This is a genomic window from Stutzerimonas chloritidismutans (assembly GCF_020783375.1).
Classification (GTDB): domain Bacteria; phylum Pseudomonadota; class Gammaproteobacteria; order Pseudomonadales; family Pseudomonadaceae; genus Stutzerimonas; species Stutzerimonas kunmingensis.
On record NZ_CP086067.1, the window covers coordinates 3,848,540 to 3,864,040 of the forward strand.

Consider the following 15,501-nt stretch of genomic DNA (forward strand, 5'->3'; position numbering starts at 1 on the left):
TCATGCTTCTGCGCTTTACCAAGATGCACGGTCTGGGCAACGACTTCATGGTCATCGACCTGGTCAGCCAGCACGCGCACATCCAGCCCAAGCACGCCAAGCAGTGGGGCGATCGCCACACCGGAGTCGGTTTCGATCAGCTGCTGATCGTCGAGCCGCCGCAGAACCCGGACGTGGATTTCCGCTACCGCATCTTCAATTCCGACGGTTCGGAAGTGGAGCAGTGCGGCAACGGCGCGCGCTGCTTCGCCCGCTTCGTGGTCGACAAGCGCCTGACCGTGAAACGCAAGATCAAGGTCGAAACCAAGGGCGGCATCATCGAGCTGGATATCCGTCCCGATGGGCAGATCCGCGTCGACATGGGTCCGCCGCGACTGGTGCCGTCCGAGATTCCGTTCCAGGCCGACCAGGAAGCCCTGAGCTATCCGCTCGAAGTCGATGGCCAGCGCGTCGAGTTGGCCGCCGTGTCCATGGGCAACCCCCATGCGGTGCTGCGCGTCGACAGCGTCGAGCAGGCACCTGTGCATGAACTCGGACCGAAGATCGAACATCACCCGCGCTTTCCGCAGCGGGTCAATGTCGGCTTCCTGCAGGTCGTCGATCGCTGCCATGCGCGGCTGCGCGTGTGGGAACGCGGCGCCGGGGAAACCCAGGCCTGCGGTACCGGCGCCTGCGCGGCTGCGGTCGCGGCAATACGCCAGGGCTGGATGGATTCGCCGGTACAGATCGAGCTGCCGGGTGGCCGCCTGTCCATCGAATGGGCAGGTCCCGGGCAGCCGGTTATGATGACCGGCCCCGCCGTTCGTGTATTTGAAGGACAGGTTCGCCTATGACCGACCAGACTCAGGGCAGCACCCCGCTACCCGACGCCGAAGCAGTCGCCGCCTACCTGCGCGCCCACCCGGAATTCTTCGTCGACCACGACGAGCTGATCCCTGAGCTGCGCATTCCCCATCAGCCGGGCACCGCGGTGTCGCTGGTGGAGCGTCAGGTCAAGCTGCTGCGTGAGCGCAACATCGAGATGCGCCATCGCCTGTCGCAACTGATGGACGTGGCGCGCGACAACGACCGTCTGTTCGACAAGACCCGCCGGCTGGTGCTCGACCTGCTCGACGCCAGCAGCCTGGAAGAAGTGGTCAGCGCGGTGGAAGACAGCCTGCGCCACGAGTTCCAGGTGCCCTACGTCAGCCTGATCCTGTTCAGCGACGCGACACTGCCGGTGGGCCGCTGCGTCAGCACCGGCGAGGCGCAGCAGAGCATCGGCGGACTGCTCGACGGCGGCAAGACCATCTGCGGCGTGCTCCGCCCGCACGAGCTGAGCTTTCTGTTCGGCGCCGAAGACAGCAGCAGCGTGGGCTCCGCGGCGGTAGTCAGCCTGAACAATCAGCTGGGCGTACTGGCGATCGGCAGCCCGGATCCACAGCACTACAAGAGCTCGCTGGGCACGCTGTTCCTCGGTTATATCGCCGAAGTGCTGACCCGCGTGCTGCCGCGCTTCGGTACGCCGCTGCGCTCGGTACGCTGAGCGCAATTGCCGACCAACGCCACGCACCACACGCGCCTGCTCGCGGCCTGAGGCTGGAGCCTGTTCATGCAGAACGAACTCGACGCCTACTTCGAACACCTGCGCAGCGCCCGGCAGCTGTCGGGCCACTCGCTGGACGGCTACCGCCGCGACCTGAACAAGCTGCTGACTTACTGCGAGCGCGAAAACATCGCCGAGTGGAATGCATTGCAAGGCCGACACCTGCGCCAGCTGGTCGGCGAGCTGCATCGCCAGGGCCAGTCCAGCCGCAGCGTGGCGCGCCTGCTCTCATCGGTGCGCGGCCTCTACCGCTACCTGAATCAGGAAGGCCTCTGCCAGCACGATCCGGCTACCGGCCTGTCCGCGCCGAAAGGTGAACGACGTCTTCCGAAGCTGCTGGATACCGATCGCGCCATGCAGCTGCTCGATGGTGGCGTCGAGGACGATTTCATCGGCCTGCGCGATCAGGCGATGCTCGAGCTGTTCTATTCATCCGGCCTGCGGCTTTCGGAACTGGTCAGCCTGAACCTCGACCAGCTCGACCTGCCGGCAGGCATGGTGCGAGTGCTCGGCAAGGGCAACAAGGTGCGCGAGCTGCCGGTAGGGCGCAAGGCGCGCGAGGCCTTGCAAGCCTGGTTGCCTGTACGTGCGCTCGCCAACCCGGCCGATGGCGCGGTATTCATCGGCCAGCAGGGTCGCCGTCTCGGCGCGCGGGCCGTGCAAGTGCGAGTGCGCCAGGCCGGCGTGCGCGAGCTTGGCCAGCACCTGCATCCACACATGTTGCGCCACAGCTTCGCCAGCCATCTGCTGGAGTCGTCGCAGGACCTGCGCTCGGTGCAGGAGCTGCTCGGCCACGCCGACATCGGCACCACGCAGATCTACACCCATCTGGACTTTCAGCACCTGGCCAAGGTCTACGATCAGGCGCATCCGCGCGCCAAGCGCAAGCAGGACACCGACACATGAGCATTCGCCTGATCACCTTCGACCTGGACGATACCTTCTGGGAAACCACGCCGGCCATCCAGAGCGCCGAGACCGCCCTGCGCGACTGGCTCGGCGTGCATGCACCGCGCCTGGGCGAATTTCCCGTCGAAGCCCTCGGCGCGATCCGCCGCATGCTGGTGGAGCAGGACTCGGCGCTGCGCCACCGTATCAGCGAGCTGCGCCGGCGCATCCTGCAGCACGCGCTGCACGATGCCGGCTATCCCGCCGACGAAGCGGACGAGTTGGCCGAACAGGCCTTCCAGGTGTTTCTCGATGCGCGCCACCAGGTGCAGATTTTCCCGGACGTGCAGCCCACCCTGGAATTTCTCGCCAATCACTACACCCTCGGCGTGATCACCAACGGCAATGCCGACGTGCGCCGCCTGGGCCTGGCCGACTATTTCCAGTTCACCCTGTGCGCCGAGGAGCTGGGCGTCGGCAAGCCCGACCCGCATCCGTTCCAGCAAGCCCTGCGCCTGGGCGATGCGCGCCCGGAACAGGCCGTGCACGTCGGCGACCACGCGCTGGATGACATCGCCGGAGCGCAACAGGCGGGCATGCGGGCGATCTGGTTCAACCCCAAGCGCGCCGCCTGGCCGCACGATTACCATCCCGATGCGCAAATCCAGAGCCTGGCCGAATTGCCCAAGCTGCTGCTCGGCTGGCGCGGCGACTGAGCGAGAAGCCAGACGCCAGATGCGCAAAAGCCCGCCTTGGGAGGCGGGCTTTTGCGCAATTCTTTTTGGTGCTCAGATAGGGCGACTGCCGTACTTGCTATCCGGCTTCTTCGGCGGGTCGGCGACCACATTGGGCTCGACTTCCTGCACTTGGCCGCCACGCGCGAGAAATTCTTCCATGGCCCGCGCCAGTGCATCGCGCTCTTTCTGCTTGGCTTCCAGGCTCGGCAGTTCGTCCGGTTCCACGGCCTTCGCCTTGGCCTTCTTGGCCGGCGTAGCGCGCTCGCTGTCGGTCCCTTCGTCGTCGAGACTGTCGTCGCCATCATCGGCAGCGTTCAGCTCCTCCCCTTCCTCCTCGTCGCTAACGTCCAGATCGTCTTGTTCTAGTTCTTCGTCGCTCATGTTCAACCTCATGGCCTTGCCAAAGCGGAGTAAGTTATAGCCCAGCGATGCGGAAAGACCGACACCGCCAAAAAAAATTCAACTTGCCGTCCCGTGCAGCGTTGCCACAATCTGCCGCGCGCCACCCTGGTCGCGGTGCTCTCCGAGATAGATGCCCTGCCAGGTACCGAGTGCCAGCCCCCCATCGCTGACCGGCAGGCTCAACTGGCAGCCGAGCAGGCTGGCCTTGAAATGCGCCGGCAGATCGTCCGGCCCTTCGTAGTCGTGCTCGTAGCCTCCCTCACCCTGCGGCACCAGGCAATTGAAGAAGCGCTCGAAATCTCGTCGAACCGCTGCATCGGCATTCTCGTTGATCGTCAGCGAGGCCGAGGTATGCCGCAGCCACAGGTGTAACAGACCGACCCGGCATTGCCGCAGTTCCGGCAGTGCGTCGAGCAGCTCATCAGTGACGAGATGAAAGCCGCGTGGCTGCGCGCGCAAGGTGATCAGGGTCTGTTGCCACATGTTCAAAGACTCATGTTCAACGGCTGGTCGCGCGCATTCTAGCGTGGCGCCAAAAAAAACAAAGGGCGCCAAAAGGCGCCCTTGTCATGAACCAGCGAATCGTTACTGGCGAGTGAACTCCGGATAGGCTTCCAGACCGCACTCGACGACGTCCACGCCCTCGTATTCCTCTTCCTCGCTGACACGCAGGCCCATCACCGCCTTGATGATGCCCCAGACGATCAGGCTGGCGATGAACACCCAGAGGAAGATCGACACCAGACCCAGCAGCTGGGCACCGAAGGTGGCATCGGCGTTGGTCAGAGGCACGGCCAGCAGGCCCCACATGCCGGCAACACCGTGCACGGAGATGGCACCGACCGGGTCATCGAGCTTGAGCTTGTCCAGGCCAAGGATGCTGAACACCACCAGCACACCACCCACGCCGCCGATCAGGGTCGCCTGCAGAGCGCTCGGGGTCAGCGGTTCGGCAGTGATCGCCACCAGGCCGGCCAGCGCGCCGTTGAGCACCATGGTCAGGTCGGACTTGCCGAACAGCAGACGCGCGGTGATCAGCGCGGCGATCAGGCCGCCTGCAGCGCCCATGTTGGTGTTGACGAAGACCTGAGCGACGGCATTGGCGTCTTCGATGGTGCTCATCTTCAGCTGCGAGCCACCGTTGAAGCCGAACCAGCCCATCCACAGGATGAAGGCACCGAGGGTCGCCAGCGGCATGTTGGCACCGGGGATGGCGTTGATCTGACCGTTCGCACCGTACTTGCCCTTACGCGGACCGAGCAGCAGCACACCCGCCAGAGCAGCCGCCGCACCGGCCATGTGTACGATGCCCGAGCCGGCGAAGTCGAGGAAACCCGCCGCGTCGAGGAAACCACCGCCCCACTTCCAGAAGCCCTGAACCGGGTAGATGAAGCCGGTCATCACCACGGCGAAGGCGATGAACGCCCACAGCTTCATGCGTTCGGCCACCGCACCGGAAACCACCGACATGCAGGTCGCGGCGAACACGATCTGGAAGAAGAAGTCGGCACGCGCGGAGTAGTAAGGCGCGTCCTCACCACCGGCGGCGACCACGTCGACGGCGTTCTCGTCGCCGATCAGGAAGCCCAGGCTCGGCAGGATGCCGCCGTCCGGGCTGGAGTACATGATGTAGTAGCCGACCAGCAGATACATGATCGACGCCAGCGCGTAGAGCACGATGTTCTTGGTGAGGATCTCGGCGGTGTTCTTCGCCCGGACCAGACCGGCTTCGAGCATGGCGAAACCTGCCGCCATCCACATCACCAGCGCTCCGCAGATCACGAAGTAGAAGGTATCGAGTCCGTACTGGACGGGTATCAATGCAGTGCTATCCATGTTTCACCTCTTGCTGTCGCGCTTTGTGCGCTGTTCGGTCCACAGGCCATCGCATGCCGCGTCGATGGCCTGTGCCGCTTTTCGGATTGGCCCCGGGGTTGGCTCCGGGGTGCCCTGAATGGATTACAGGTTGTAGCCACGCTCGTTATGCAGGCTGAGGTCGAGGCCGATGGTCTCCTGCTCCTCGTTCACCCGCAGGCCCATCACCAAATCGATCGCCTTGAGGATCAGGTAGGTGACGATGCCGGTGTACACCACGGTGAACAGCACGCCCTTGAACTGAATCCACAGCTGCAGGCCGATGTTCTCCACTTCGCCGAAGCCACCCAGCATGGGTGCCGCGAAGATGCCGGTGAGCAGCGCACCGACGATGCCGCCGATGCCGTGCACACCGAAGGCGTCCAGCGAATCGTCGTAGCCGAGCTTGCGTTTCAGGCTGGTGGCGCAGAAGAAGCAGACCACTCCGGATACCAGGCCGATGACCAGAGCGCCCATCGGGCCGACGGTACCGGCAGCCGGTGTGATGGCGACCAGACCGGCAACCACGCCGGAGGCGATGCCCAGCGCGCTGGGTTTGCCGTGGCCGATCCACTCGGCGAACATCCAGCTCAGCGCCGCAGCGGCAGTTGCGATCTGCGTGACCAGCATGGCCATGCCGGCCGTACCGTTGGCGGCGATGGCCGAGCCCGCATTGAAGCCGAACCAGCCGACCCAGAGCATTGCGGCACCGACCAGGGTCAGGCCCAGGTTGTGCGGCGCCATCGGCGTGGTCGGATAGCCCTTGCGCTTGCCCAGCACCAGGCAGGCCACCAGGCCGGCGATACCGGCGTTGATGTGCACCACGGTGCCGCCAGCGAAATCGAGCACGCCCCAATCCCACATCAGGCCGCCGTCGCCGCCCCAGACCATGTGCGCGATCGGCGCGTAGACCAGGGTGAACCAGACGCCCATGAACACCAGCATCGCGGAGAACTTCATGCGTTCGGCGAAGGCGCCGACGATGAGCGCCGGGGTGATGATGGCGAAGGTCATCTGGAAGGTGATGAAGACGCTTTCAGGGAAGGCGCCGACCAGGCTGTCGGGCGTCAGACCGCTGAGGAAGGCACGGTCCAGGCCACCGACGAAGGAATTGAAGTTGGTGACCCCAGCTTCCATACCGGTGGTGTCGAACGCGAGGCTGTAGCCGTAGACCATCCAGAGGATGCTCATCAGGCCGGTGACAGCAAAGCACTGCATCATCACCGAGAGAATGTTCTTCGAGCGGACCATGCCGCCGTAGAACAGCGCCAGCCCAGGGATGGTCATGAACAGCACCAGCGCAGTGGCCGTCAGCATCCATGCCGTGTCGCCTGAATCCAGCGTTGCCTCCTGCGCCAGGGCCAGGCCTGGACTTATCAGAGACAAAAGGGCTCCTAGCCCTGCGAATTTTCGCAGAGTCATGGTTTTACTCCTGGGGCGTGGGGGTTCGGAGGTGCTGCTTAAATCGCGTCGGTATCGGTTTCGCCGGTACGGATGCGGATGGCCTGTTCCAGGTTGACCACGAAGATCTTGCCGTCGCCGATCTTGCCGGTGTTGGCCGCCTTGGTGATGGCCTCGATTACGCGATCGAGCTGATCGTCAGCGATGGCCACGTCGATCTTTACCTTCGGCAGGAAGTCGACGACGTATTCGGCACCGCGATACAGCTCGGTGTGGCCCTTCTGACGACCGAAGCCTTTGACTTCGGTTACGGTGATGCCCTGTACGCCAATTTCCGACAGCGACTCGCGCACGTCGTCCAGCTTGAACGGCTTGATGATGGCAGTGACTAGTTTCATGAAAACTTCTCCCGTTTTAGGTGGACTTGCCCCAGAAGTACGAACCCGGCTCAAGTCTAAGCTCAGTGTCTGGCTCTTGTAACGCTCCGGCTGTAGCCGGTCCGCAGTCCGACACCACCAACCTCTCCGACAAAGCGTCGCGAATCACCGATGCACCGCAACCCGTTGGTGCATGCGTCGCTGGGGACAAAGCAGAATCAGTGCCAGCTTTACGCAATGCCCGGTTTTACGGGGTGCGCACGGATGGAATGGATGCCCGACGGACGGTAGCGGCCAGAACACGCACAATATTGGTGCGCGCACGCACCAGCAGCTGCTCATTTTTTGTGCACGCCACCTGAGAAAGACCAGAAAAAGCCCGTGCTACACTGCGCCCGGTTCAACCACAGGTGTTTTCAATGTTGCCGCCAAAAGCTTTCCTAGATGCCATCGGCTCCCAGGCCTCGCGCCTGTTCAACGGCGAGACGCCGCTGCCGCGTGGCGAGTTCGAAGCCCAGCTCAAGGGTGTGGTCCAGGGCGCACTGAACAAGCTCGACGTGGTCAGCCGCGACGAATTCGACAGCCAGATGGTGGTGCTCGCCCGCACCCGCGCGCGCCTGGAGGCGCTCGAAGCCAAGGTTGCCGAACTGGAAGAAAAGCTCACGCCGCCCGCGTCCTGACAGACCGGGCCGCGACACGATCAAAGGAGTGATCGGATGTCCCTGGCCATAGTTCATAGCCGCGCGCAGATTGGCGTCGAAGCGCCGTCGGTGACCGTCGAAGCTCATCTGGCCAACGGCCTGCCGGCACTGACCCTGGTCGGCCTGCCGGAAACCGCGGTCAAGGAAAGCAAGGATCGCGTGCGCAGCGCCATTCTCACCTCCGGCTTCGATTTTCCCGCTCGACGCATCACCCTCAACCTCGCCCCCGCCGACCTGCCAAAGGACGGCGGCCGCTTCGACCTGTCCATTGCCCTGGGCATCCTCGCCGCCAGCGGTCAGCTGCCGGCCGAGCGGCTCGACAACCTGGAATGCCTCGGCGAACTGGCACTGTCCGGCGCCTTGCGCCCGGTCCAGGGAGTCCTGCCGGCTGCCCTCGCCGCTCGAGCGGCAGGGCGCGCGCTGCTGGTGCCACGGGCCAACGCCGAGGAAGCCAGCCTGGCCTCGGGGCTCACCGTCTATGCCGCCGAGCACTTGCTCGAGGTCGCTGCGCACTTCAACGGCATCACGCCGCTCGAACCCTATGTGGCCCAGGGCCTGCTACGACAGATTCAGCCTTACCCCGACCTAGCCGACGTGCAAGGCCAGCAGGCCGCCAAGCGCGGGTTGCTGATCGCCGCGGCGGGCGCGCACAACCTGCTGTTTTCCGGCCCGCCGGGCACCGGCAAGACGCTGCTGGCCAGCCGCCTGCCCGGTCTCTTGCCGCCGCTGGACGAACAGGAAGCCCTGGAAGTCGCCGCCATCCATTCGGTGGCCAGTCACAGCCCCCTTGAGCATTGGCCACAACGGCCCTTTCGGCAGCCCCATCACAGTGCATCCGGCCCGGCGCTGGTCGGTGGCGGCAGTCGCCCGCAGCCGGGGGAGATCACCCTGGCGCATCAGGGCGTGCTGTTTCTCGACGAGCTGCCGGAATTCGACCGCAAGGTGCTCGAGGTCTTGCGTGAGCCACTGGAGTCGGGGCATATCGTCATCGCTCGGGCCCGCGACAAGGTGCGTTTTCCGGCGCGTTTCCAGCTGGTGGCGGCGATGAATCCCTGCCCCTGTGGCTACCTCGGTGATCCCAACGGGCGCTGCCGCTGCACGCCGGACCAGATCCAGCGCTATCGCAACAAGCTCTCCGGCCCGCTGCTCGACCGCATCGACCTGCATTTGACCGTGGCGCGCGAGGCGACGGCCCTCAACGCGCCGCTGCAGACGGGCCAGAGCAGTGCCGTGCTCGCCGCCCAGGTAGCCCAGGCGCGGCAGCTGCAACTCGCCCGTCAGGGCTGCGCCAATGCCTTTCTCGACCTCGCCGGATTGCGCAGCCATTGCCAGCTCGGCACCGAGGATCAGGCCTGGCTGGAGCGCGCCTGCGAACGCCTGGCGCTGTCGCTGCGCGCCGCGCACCGCCTGCTCAAGGTGGCGCGCACCCTCGCCGATCTGGAACAGGCCGGGCGAATCAGCCGCCAGCACCTCGCCGAAGCCCTGCAGTACCGGCCCGGTAGTCAAGGCTGAGCCTGCTCTAGCACGGGCTTCGGTGCGCATCGATCAGCGGCGGACAACGGGCATCCTTTGCGGTCTGTGTTAAGTTGGATGGCTTTCGCCACAGGCGGCCACTCCCCAGAAACAACCCGAAGGAGCGCAGCATGGAGGCAAAACAGCCCTCGTCGTCCCACCTCAACGCCCCGGTCTTCTACGGCTCGGCGGTCATCATCCTGGCGCTGGTGATCTACAGCGTCGCTTTCCAGAGCCATGCGCAAACGCTGTTTGGCGATACCCAGGCCTGGATCATCGCCAACGTCAGCTGGCTCTACATCCTCGCCGTTGCACTCATCCTGCTCATGGTGGTGCTGCTGGCGTTCAGTCGTTACGGCGACATCAAGCTCGGGCCGGATCACAGCGAACCGGATTACAGCGCCCTGACCTGGTTCGCCATGCTGTTCTCCGCCGGCATGGGCATCGGCCTGATGTTCTTCGGCGTCGCCGAGCCGGTGATGCACTTCCTCTCACCTCCGGTGGGCGAAGGCGGCACCAGCGCGGCCGCCTATGAGGCGATGAAGATCACCTTCTTCCACTGGGGCCTGCATGCCTGGGCGATCTACGCCATCGTGGCGATGATCCTGGCCTACTTCGCCTACCGCCACGGCCTGCCGCTCACCCTGCGTTCGGCGCTCTACCCGCTGATCGGCGAGCGCATTTATGGGCCGATCGGGCATGCCGTGGACATCTTCGCCATCATCGGCACGGTGCTCGGGGTCGCCACCTCACTGGGCCTCGGCGTCACCCAGATCAACACCGGGCTGAATCACCTGTACGGCCTGCCGGTATCCGTGCCGGTGCAGATCGGCCTGATCATCGCCACCACGCTGCTGGCGACGATTTCGGTGGTCACCGGCCTGGACAAGGGCGTGCGCCGGCTGTCGGAGCTGAACCTGACGCTGGCGGCGCTGCTGTTGCTGATGGTGCTGATCGCGGGGCCGACGGTGTTCATCCTGCAGACTTTCGTGCAGAACACCGGTAGCTACCTGTCGGACATCGTCAACAAGACCTTCAATCTCTATGCCTACGAGCCGAACGACTGGATCGGCGGCTGGACGCTGTTCTACTGGGGCTGGTGGCTGGCCTGGTCGCCCTTCGTCGGCCTGTTCATCGCGCGCATCTCGCGGGGCCGGACAATTCGCGAGTTCGTCACCGGCGTGCTGCTGGTGCCGACCGCATTCACCCTGCTGTGGATGACCGTGTTCGGCGACACCGCGATCCACATGATCCTCTGGGAACACGTCTCCAGCCTTGGTGAAGCCATCGAGCAGGACAGTTCGCTGGCCCTGTTCGCCTTCCTCGAGCACTTCCCCTTCTCGGGCTTCATCTCGCTGATCGCGATCATCATGGTGGTGGTGTTCTTCGTCACCTCGGCGGACTCCGGCGCGTTGGTGGTGGACATGCTCGCCTCCGGCGGCCAGCAGGGCACTCCGGTCTGGCAGCGCATCTTCTGGGCCGCATCCATGGGCGGGGTGGCCATCGCGCTGCTGCTCGCCGATGGCCTGACCGCGTTGCAGACGGCGACCATCGCCAGCGCCCTGCCCTTCACCATCGCGTTGCTCTGTTCGATGTGGGGTCTGCTCAAGGCGCTGCGCCTGGATGCCACGAAGCAGGGGCTGCGCTACCAGGCCCTGAGCACCTCGCCCAGCGCACCGCGCAGTGCCGGTGGCTGGCAACGTCGCCTGCGTACGCTGATGCTGTTCCCGCGACGCGCCCATGTGGTGCGCTTCATCACCGAAGTGGTGCGTCCGGCCTACGAGGACATCGCCGAGGAAATGCGCAAGCAGGGCTATGCGGTGGACATCAGCGAAGGTGATGATCGTCGCTTGCGCTTCGAGATCACCCACGAAGGCGAGCCAGACTTCATCTACGAAGTGCGCCCGCGGGCCTACGCCATGCCGAGTTTCGTCGCCACCAGCGAGGACGACGAGCGCGAGGAGCGCAAGTACTTCCGCGCCGAGGTGCATCTCAAGGAAGGCGGCCAGGATTATGACGTGATGGGCTGGAGCCGCGAGGACGTCATCAGTGACATCCTCGGCCAGTACGAGAAGCACATGCACTTCCTGCACATGGTTCGCTGAAGCCCGTGCTGCGTCCTGGCGCCGGCCAGGACGCGGTCGATCAATGCGCCAGGCCGGCTGCCAGTCGCTCGGCGCTCATGAAATGCAGCAGCTCGGCCAGCGGCAACGGCTGGCTGACCAGATAGCCCTGCACCTGCTGCGCGCCGAACTGGCGCAGCAGCTCGAGCTGCTCGGTGGTCTCGACACCCTCGGCCACCACATCCAGATCGAGGTTGTGCGCCAGGCCGACCATCGCCTGCACCAGCTGCGACTTCCCGGGCCGCACGGCCATGCCGGCGACAAAGCTCTTGTCGATCTTCAGCAGGGTGATCGGCAGGCTGGACAGGTGCACGAACGACGAGAAGCCGGTGCCGAAATCGTCCAGCGAAAAGCGCACGCCGAGCTCGCCCAGCGCATGCATGGCGCTCTGCACCTGCTCGCTGCGGCGCATCACCGCGGTTTCGGTGAGTTCGAATTCCAGCCAGTGCGGGTCGATGCCGCGCTCATCGATCAGCCGGTTGAGGGTCGGCAGCAACTGACTGTCCTGAAACTGGCGGAACGACAGGTTGATCGCCATGTGCAGTGAATCCGCGCCGCCCTCATGCAGGCTTTGCAGATCGCGCAGCGCGCGGGCGATCACCCAGTAGCCGAGCGGCACGATCAGGCCGCTCTCCTCAGCCATGGGAATGAAGGCATCCGGCCCCAGCAGCCCTCTTTCCGGGTGCAGCCAGCGCACCAGTGCCTCCAGTCCGACGATGCGCCCGCTTTCCAGGCACAGCCGCGGCTGGTAGTGCAGCTCCAGCTCACCGCGCCGCAACGCACGACGCAGCTCGCCTTCCTGATCGGCGAGGCTGCGCGCGCTGCGGCTGACCTGTTCATCGTAGAAACACCAGGTGCAGCCCTGGGCCGCCTTGGCCTGGCGCATGGCGATCTGCGCGTGCCAGAGCAGCGGATCGGCGTCGATCCCCTCGCTGGCACGCGCCAGCCCGACGCTGCAGCCCAGCATCAGGCTCTCGCCCTCCACCCAGTAAGGCTCCGCCAGTGCTTCGACGATGCGATCGGCGACCGCCACGGCGCGCTCCGGATCGTCGCGGGTATCGAGCAGCAGGGCGAATTCGTCGCCGCCCAGCCGCGCCAGCATGTCGCCGACCTCCAGCTGCGCCTTGAGCCGCGCCACCACCTGCAGGATCAGGCGATCCCCGGCCTGGTGGCCGAGGGCATCGTTGACGTGGCGGAAGTTGTCGAGATCGAGATAGCCAAGCACCAGGTCCTGTTCCTGATGTTCGGCCAGGGCATCGAACAGCAGCGCCTGGAAGCCCTGGCGGTTGACGATGCCGGTATGCGGGTCCTGCTCGGCCAGCCTTTGCAAGGTTCCCTGCAGGTTGCAGCGCTCGCGCACATAGCGCAGGCAGCGGCGCAACACCTCGGCACTGAGCTGGTCGCCCACCAGCCAGTCGACCGCGCCTTCCGGCATCTGCGTCGGTTCGTCGTCGAGCAGCAGGATCAGCGGCCAGGGGAAGCGTTCGGCGAGCGCCTGGCATTCCGGTGTCGCCAGCAGCAGGCAGGGCGTTTCCAGATACGCACTGGCCGTGTCCCAATCCGCCGCAATGATCAGCCGTTCCTTGCTATGCGAGCCCTGCAGGCAGGCGCGCAGGCGCTCGGCCCATTCGGGTCGATCAGCCAATAGCAACAGCGGCATGGATTGAGCGGGCGCTGGCAAGCGGCCTCCGGACTCGGTGATTTGCAAGACGGGCGCTACACCCCCGATTTCCCGCACAGCCCTATGCAAACGCCCTGCCTCCTGCAGCGCGCACAAGACTAATCCATTATTTCGATCAGCCAAGCCCCAACTGCGACGATCGGTGATTTATTGAACCTGCAACGGGCCAGCATCGGCGCGGCAGCCTGTTAAACTCCCGCCCCCGCTTCGAATGACCTGAACACCATGTCCCGACTCAACCCTCGGCAGCAGGAAGCCGTGAACTACGTCGGCGGCCCACTTCTGGTGCTCGCCGGTGCCGGCTCCGGCAAGACCAGCGTGATCACCCGCAAGATCGCCTATCTGGTGCAGCATTGCGGCATCCAGGCCCGCCACATCGTCGCCATGACCTTCACCAACAAGGCCGCGCGCGAGATGAAGGAGCGTGTCGGCAGCCTGCTCAAGGGCGCCGAGGCACGCGGCCTGACCGTGTCCACCTTCCACAACCTGGGCATGAACATCATCCGCAAAGAATACGCACGGATGGGCTACAAGCCCGGCTTCTCGATCTTCGATGACGGCGACATCAAGGCGCTGCTCACCGACATCATGCAGAAGGAGTATTCCGGCGATGACGGCGCTGATGAGATCAAGAATTACATCGACAGCTGGAAGAACGACCTGATCCTGCCCGACGAGGCCCTGGCCAACGCTCGCAACCCGAAGGAGCAGACCGCCGCCATCGTCTATCTGCACTACCAGCGCACGCTCAAGGCGTACAACGCGGTGGACTTCAACGACCTGATCCTGCTGCCGGTGAAACTCTTCCAGGAGCACGCCGACATCCTGGAGAAATGGCAGAACCGCATCCGCTACCTGCTGGTGGACGAATACCAGGACACCAACGCCAGCCAGTACCTGCTGGTCAAATTGCTGGTCGGCATGCGCAACCAGTTCACCGTGGTCGGTGACGACGACCAGTCGATCTACGCCTGGCGCGGCGCGCGTCCGGAAAACCTGATGCTGCTGAAGGAGGACTACCCCTCACTGAAAGTGGTGATGCTGGAGCAGAACTACCGCTCCACCAGCCGCATCCTCAAGTGCGCCAACATCCTCATCGCCAACAACCCGCACGTGTTCGAGAAGCAGCTGTGGTCGGAGATGGGCCACGGCGACGAGATCCGTGTGATCCGCACGCGCAACGAGGACGCCGAGTGCGAGCGCGTGGCGCTTGAAATCCTCACCGAACACCTGCGTACTCAGCGCCCCTACAGCGACTTCGCCATCCTCTACCGCGGCAACTACCAGGCCAAGCTGATGGAGCTGAAGCTGCAGCACCACCAGATTCCCTATCGCCTGTCCGGCGGCACCAGCTTCTTCGCCCGCCAGGAGGTGAAGGACCTGATGAGCTACTTCCGCCTGCTGGTCAACCCGGACGACGACAACGCCTTCCTGCGGGTGATCAACGTGCCGCGCCGCGAGATCGGCTCTACCACCCTGGAGAAGCTCGGCAACTACGCCAGCGAGCGCGGCATCAGCATGTACGCCGCCGCTGACGAGATCGGCCTCGGCACCCATCTGGACAGCCGCTACGCCGAGCGTCTGTCGCGCTTCAAGCACTGGATGGACAACGTGCGCCAGCAGTGCGCGCAGAACGACCCGATCGCCGCCATCCGCAGCATGGTGATGGACATCGACTACGAGAACTGGCTCAGGCAGAACGCCTCCAGCGACAAGGTGGCCGACGCGCGCATGGGCAACGTCTGGTTCCTCGTCGACGCGCTGAAGAGCACGCTGGACAAGGACGAAGACGGCGACATGACCATCGAGGACGCCATCGGCAAGCTGGTGCTGCGCGACATGCTCGAGCGTCAGCAGGAAGAGGAAGAAGGTGCCGAAGGAGTGCAGATGATGACCATGCACGCCTCCAAGGGCCTGGAATTTCCCTCGGTGTACATCATCGGCTTCGAGGAAGAAATCCTGCCGCACCGTTCCAGCATCGAGGCCGACACCATCGAGGAAGAGCGGCGCCTGGCCTATGTCGGCATCACCCGTGCCAAGCGCAACCTGGCGCTGACCTTTGCCGCCAAGCGCAAGCAGTACGGCGAGGTGATCGACTGCACGCCGAGCCGCTTCCTCGACGAGCTACCGCCGGAGGACCTGGTCTGGGAAGGCCAGGAAGACGCGCCGGTGGAGGTCAAGGCCGCGCGCGGCAACGACGCCCTGGCGGCGATGCGGGCGATGCTCAAGCGCTGATCGCA

At 64.6% G+C, this 15,501-nt stretch carries 14 protein-coding genes; 8 read left to right on the top strand and 6 right to left on the bottom strand.

The window, feature by feature from the left end:
• Positions 1-2 precede the first annotated feature (2 nt).
• The 4 genes from dapF (at position 3) to LLJ08_RS18085 (ending at position 3,189) form a co-directional block, all read left to right on the top strand.
• The gene (dapF, locus tag LLJ08_RS18070) at positions 3-833 is read left to right on the top strand and encodes a diaminopimelate epimerase (RefSeq protein ID WP_042927465.1); all 831 of its coding nucleotides are present in this window, start codon (positions 3-5) and stop codon (positions 831-833) included.
• On the top strand, positions 830-1,525 hold the full coding sequence (locus tag LLJ08_RS18075) for a DUF484 family protein (RefSeq protein ID WP_014821764.1): 696 nt from the start codon (positions 830-832) through the stop codon (positions 1,523-1,525). Before dapF ends, LLJ08_RS18075 begins: the two co-directional genes overlap by 4 nt.
• Positions 1,526-1,591: 66 nt before the next feature.
• Positions 1,592-2,491, top strand: a complete 900-nt coding sequence (gene xerC / locus LLJ08_RS18080; RefSeq protein ID WP_014821765.1) for a tyrosine recombinase XerC — start codon at positions 1,592-1,594, stop codon at positions 2,489-2,491.
• A complete protein-coding gene (locus LLJ08_RS18085) occupies positions 2,488-3,189 on the top strand; it encodes an HAD family hydrolase (protein WP_228207607.1) in 702 nt (233 codons plus the stop codon). Before xerC ends, LLJ08_RS18085 begins: the two co-directional genes overlap by 4 nt.
• A gap of 72 nt (positions 3,190-3,261) precedes the next feature.
• Here LLJ08_RS18085 and sutA read toward each other — a convergent pair whose 3' ends face one another.
• The 5 genes from sutA to glnK form a co-directional block, all read right to left on the bottom strand.
• Positions 3,262-3,591, bottom strand: coding sequence for a transcriptional regulator SutA (gene sutA, locus LLJ08_RS18090; protein WP_003283413.1), 330 nt, complete (start codon positions 3,589-3,591; stop codon positions 3,262-3,264).
• A 78-nt stretch (positions 3,592-3,669) separates the two neighbouring features.
• Positions 3,670-4,095, bottom strand: a complete 426-nt coding sequence (locus LLJ08_RS18095) for a secondary thiamine-phosphate synthase enzyme YjbQ (RefSeq protein ID WP_228207608.1) — start codon at positions 4,093-4,095, stop codon at positions 3,670-3,672.
• 102 nt (positions 4,096-4,197) lie between these two features.
• Complete coding sequence (locus tag LLJ08_RS18100; protein WP_014821768.1) at positions 4,198-5,448, bottom strand: ammonium transporter; 1,251 nt, start codon at positions 5,446-5,448, stop codon at positions 4,198-4,200.
• Between the two features lie 123 nt (positions 5,449-5,571).
• Positions 5,572-6,888 (bottom strand): ammonium transporter, encoded by a 1,317-nt coding sequence (locus LLJ08_RS18105; RefSeq protein ID WP_044316047.1) that lies wholly within the window; start codon positions 6,886-6,888, stop codon positions 5,572-5,574.
• A 38-nt stretch (positions 6,889-6,926) separates the two neighbouring features.
• A complete protein-coding gene (gene glnK / locus LLJ08_RS18110) occupies positions 6,927-7,265 on the bottom strand; it encodes a P-II family nitrogen regulator (RefSeq protein WP_003096476.1) in 339 nt (112 codons plus the stop codon).
• A gap of 398 nt (positions 7,266-7,663) precedes the next feature.
• On the opposite strand from glnK, the gene LLJ08_RS18115 reads away from it, so the two are divergent.
• The 3 genes from LLJ08_RS18115 to LLJ08_RS18125 all read left to right on the top strand — a co-directional run bounded on the left by LLJ08_RS18115 (position 7,664) and on the right by LLJ08_RS18125 (position 11,562).
• A complete protein-coding gene (locus LLJ08_RS18115) occupies positions 7,664-7,924 on the top strand; it encodes an accessory factor UbiK family protein (RefSeq protein WP_013981620.1) in 261 nt (86 codons plus the stop codon).
• 36 nt (positions 7,925-7,960) lie between these two features.
• Entirely contained in the window at positions 7,961-9,457 is a 1,497-nt protein-coding gene (locus LLJ08_RS18120) for a YifB family Mg chelatase-like AAA ATPase (protein WP_228207609.1), read from the top strand.
• Positions 9,458-9,588: 131 nt separating this feature from the next.
• A complete protein-coding gene (locus LLJ08_RS18125; protein ID WP_014821771.1) occupies positions 9,589-11,562 on the top strand; it encodes a BCCT family transporter in 1,974 nt (657 codons plus the stop codon).
• Between the two features lie 40 nt (positions 11,563-11,602).
• Here LLJ08_RS18125 and LLJ08_RS18130 read toward each other — a convergent pair whose 3' ends face one another.
• On the bottom strand, positions 11,603-13,240 hold the full coding sequence (locus LLJ08_RS18130) for a putative bifunctional diguanylate cyclase/phosphodiesterase (RefSeq protein ID WP_228208960.1): 1,638 nt from the start codon (positions 13,238-13,240) through the stop codon (positions 11,603-11,605).
• A gap of 246 nt (positions 13,241-13,486) precedes the next feature.
• Between LLJ08_RS18130 and rep the strand changes: the two genes are divergently transcribed.
• Positions 13,487-15,496 (top strand): DNA helicase Rep, encoded by a 2,010-nt coding sequence (rep, locus tag LLJ08_RS18135; RefSeq protein ID WP_228207610.1) that lies wholly within the window; start codon positions 13,487-13,489, stop codon positions 15,494-15,496.
• The last annotated feature ends 5 nt before the right edge of the window (positions 15,497-15,501 follow it).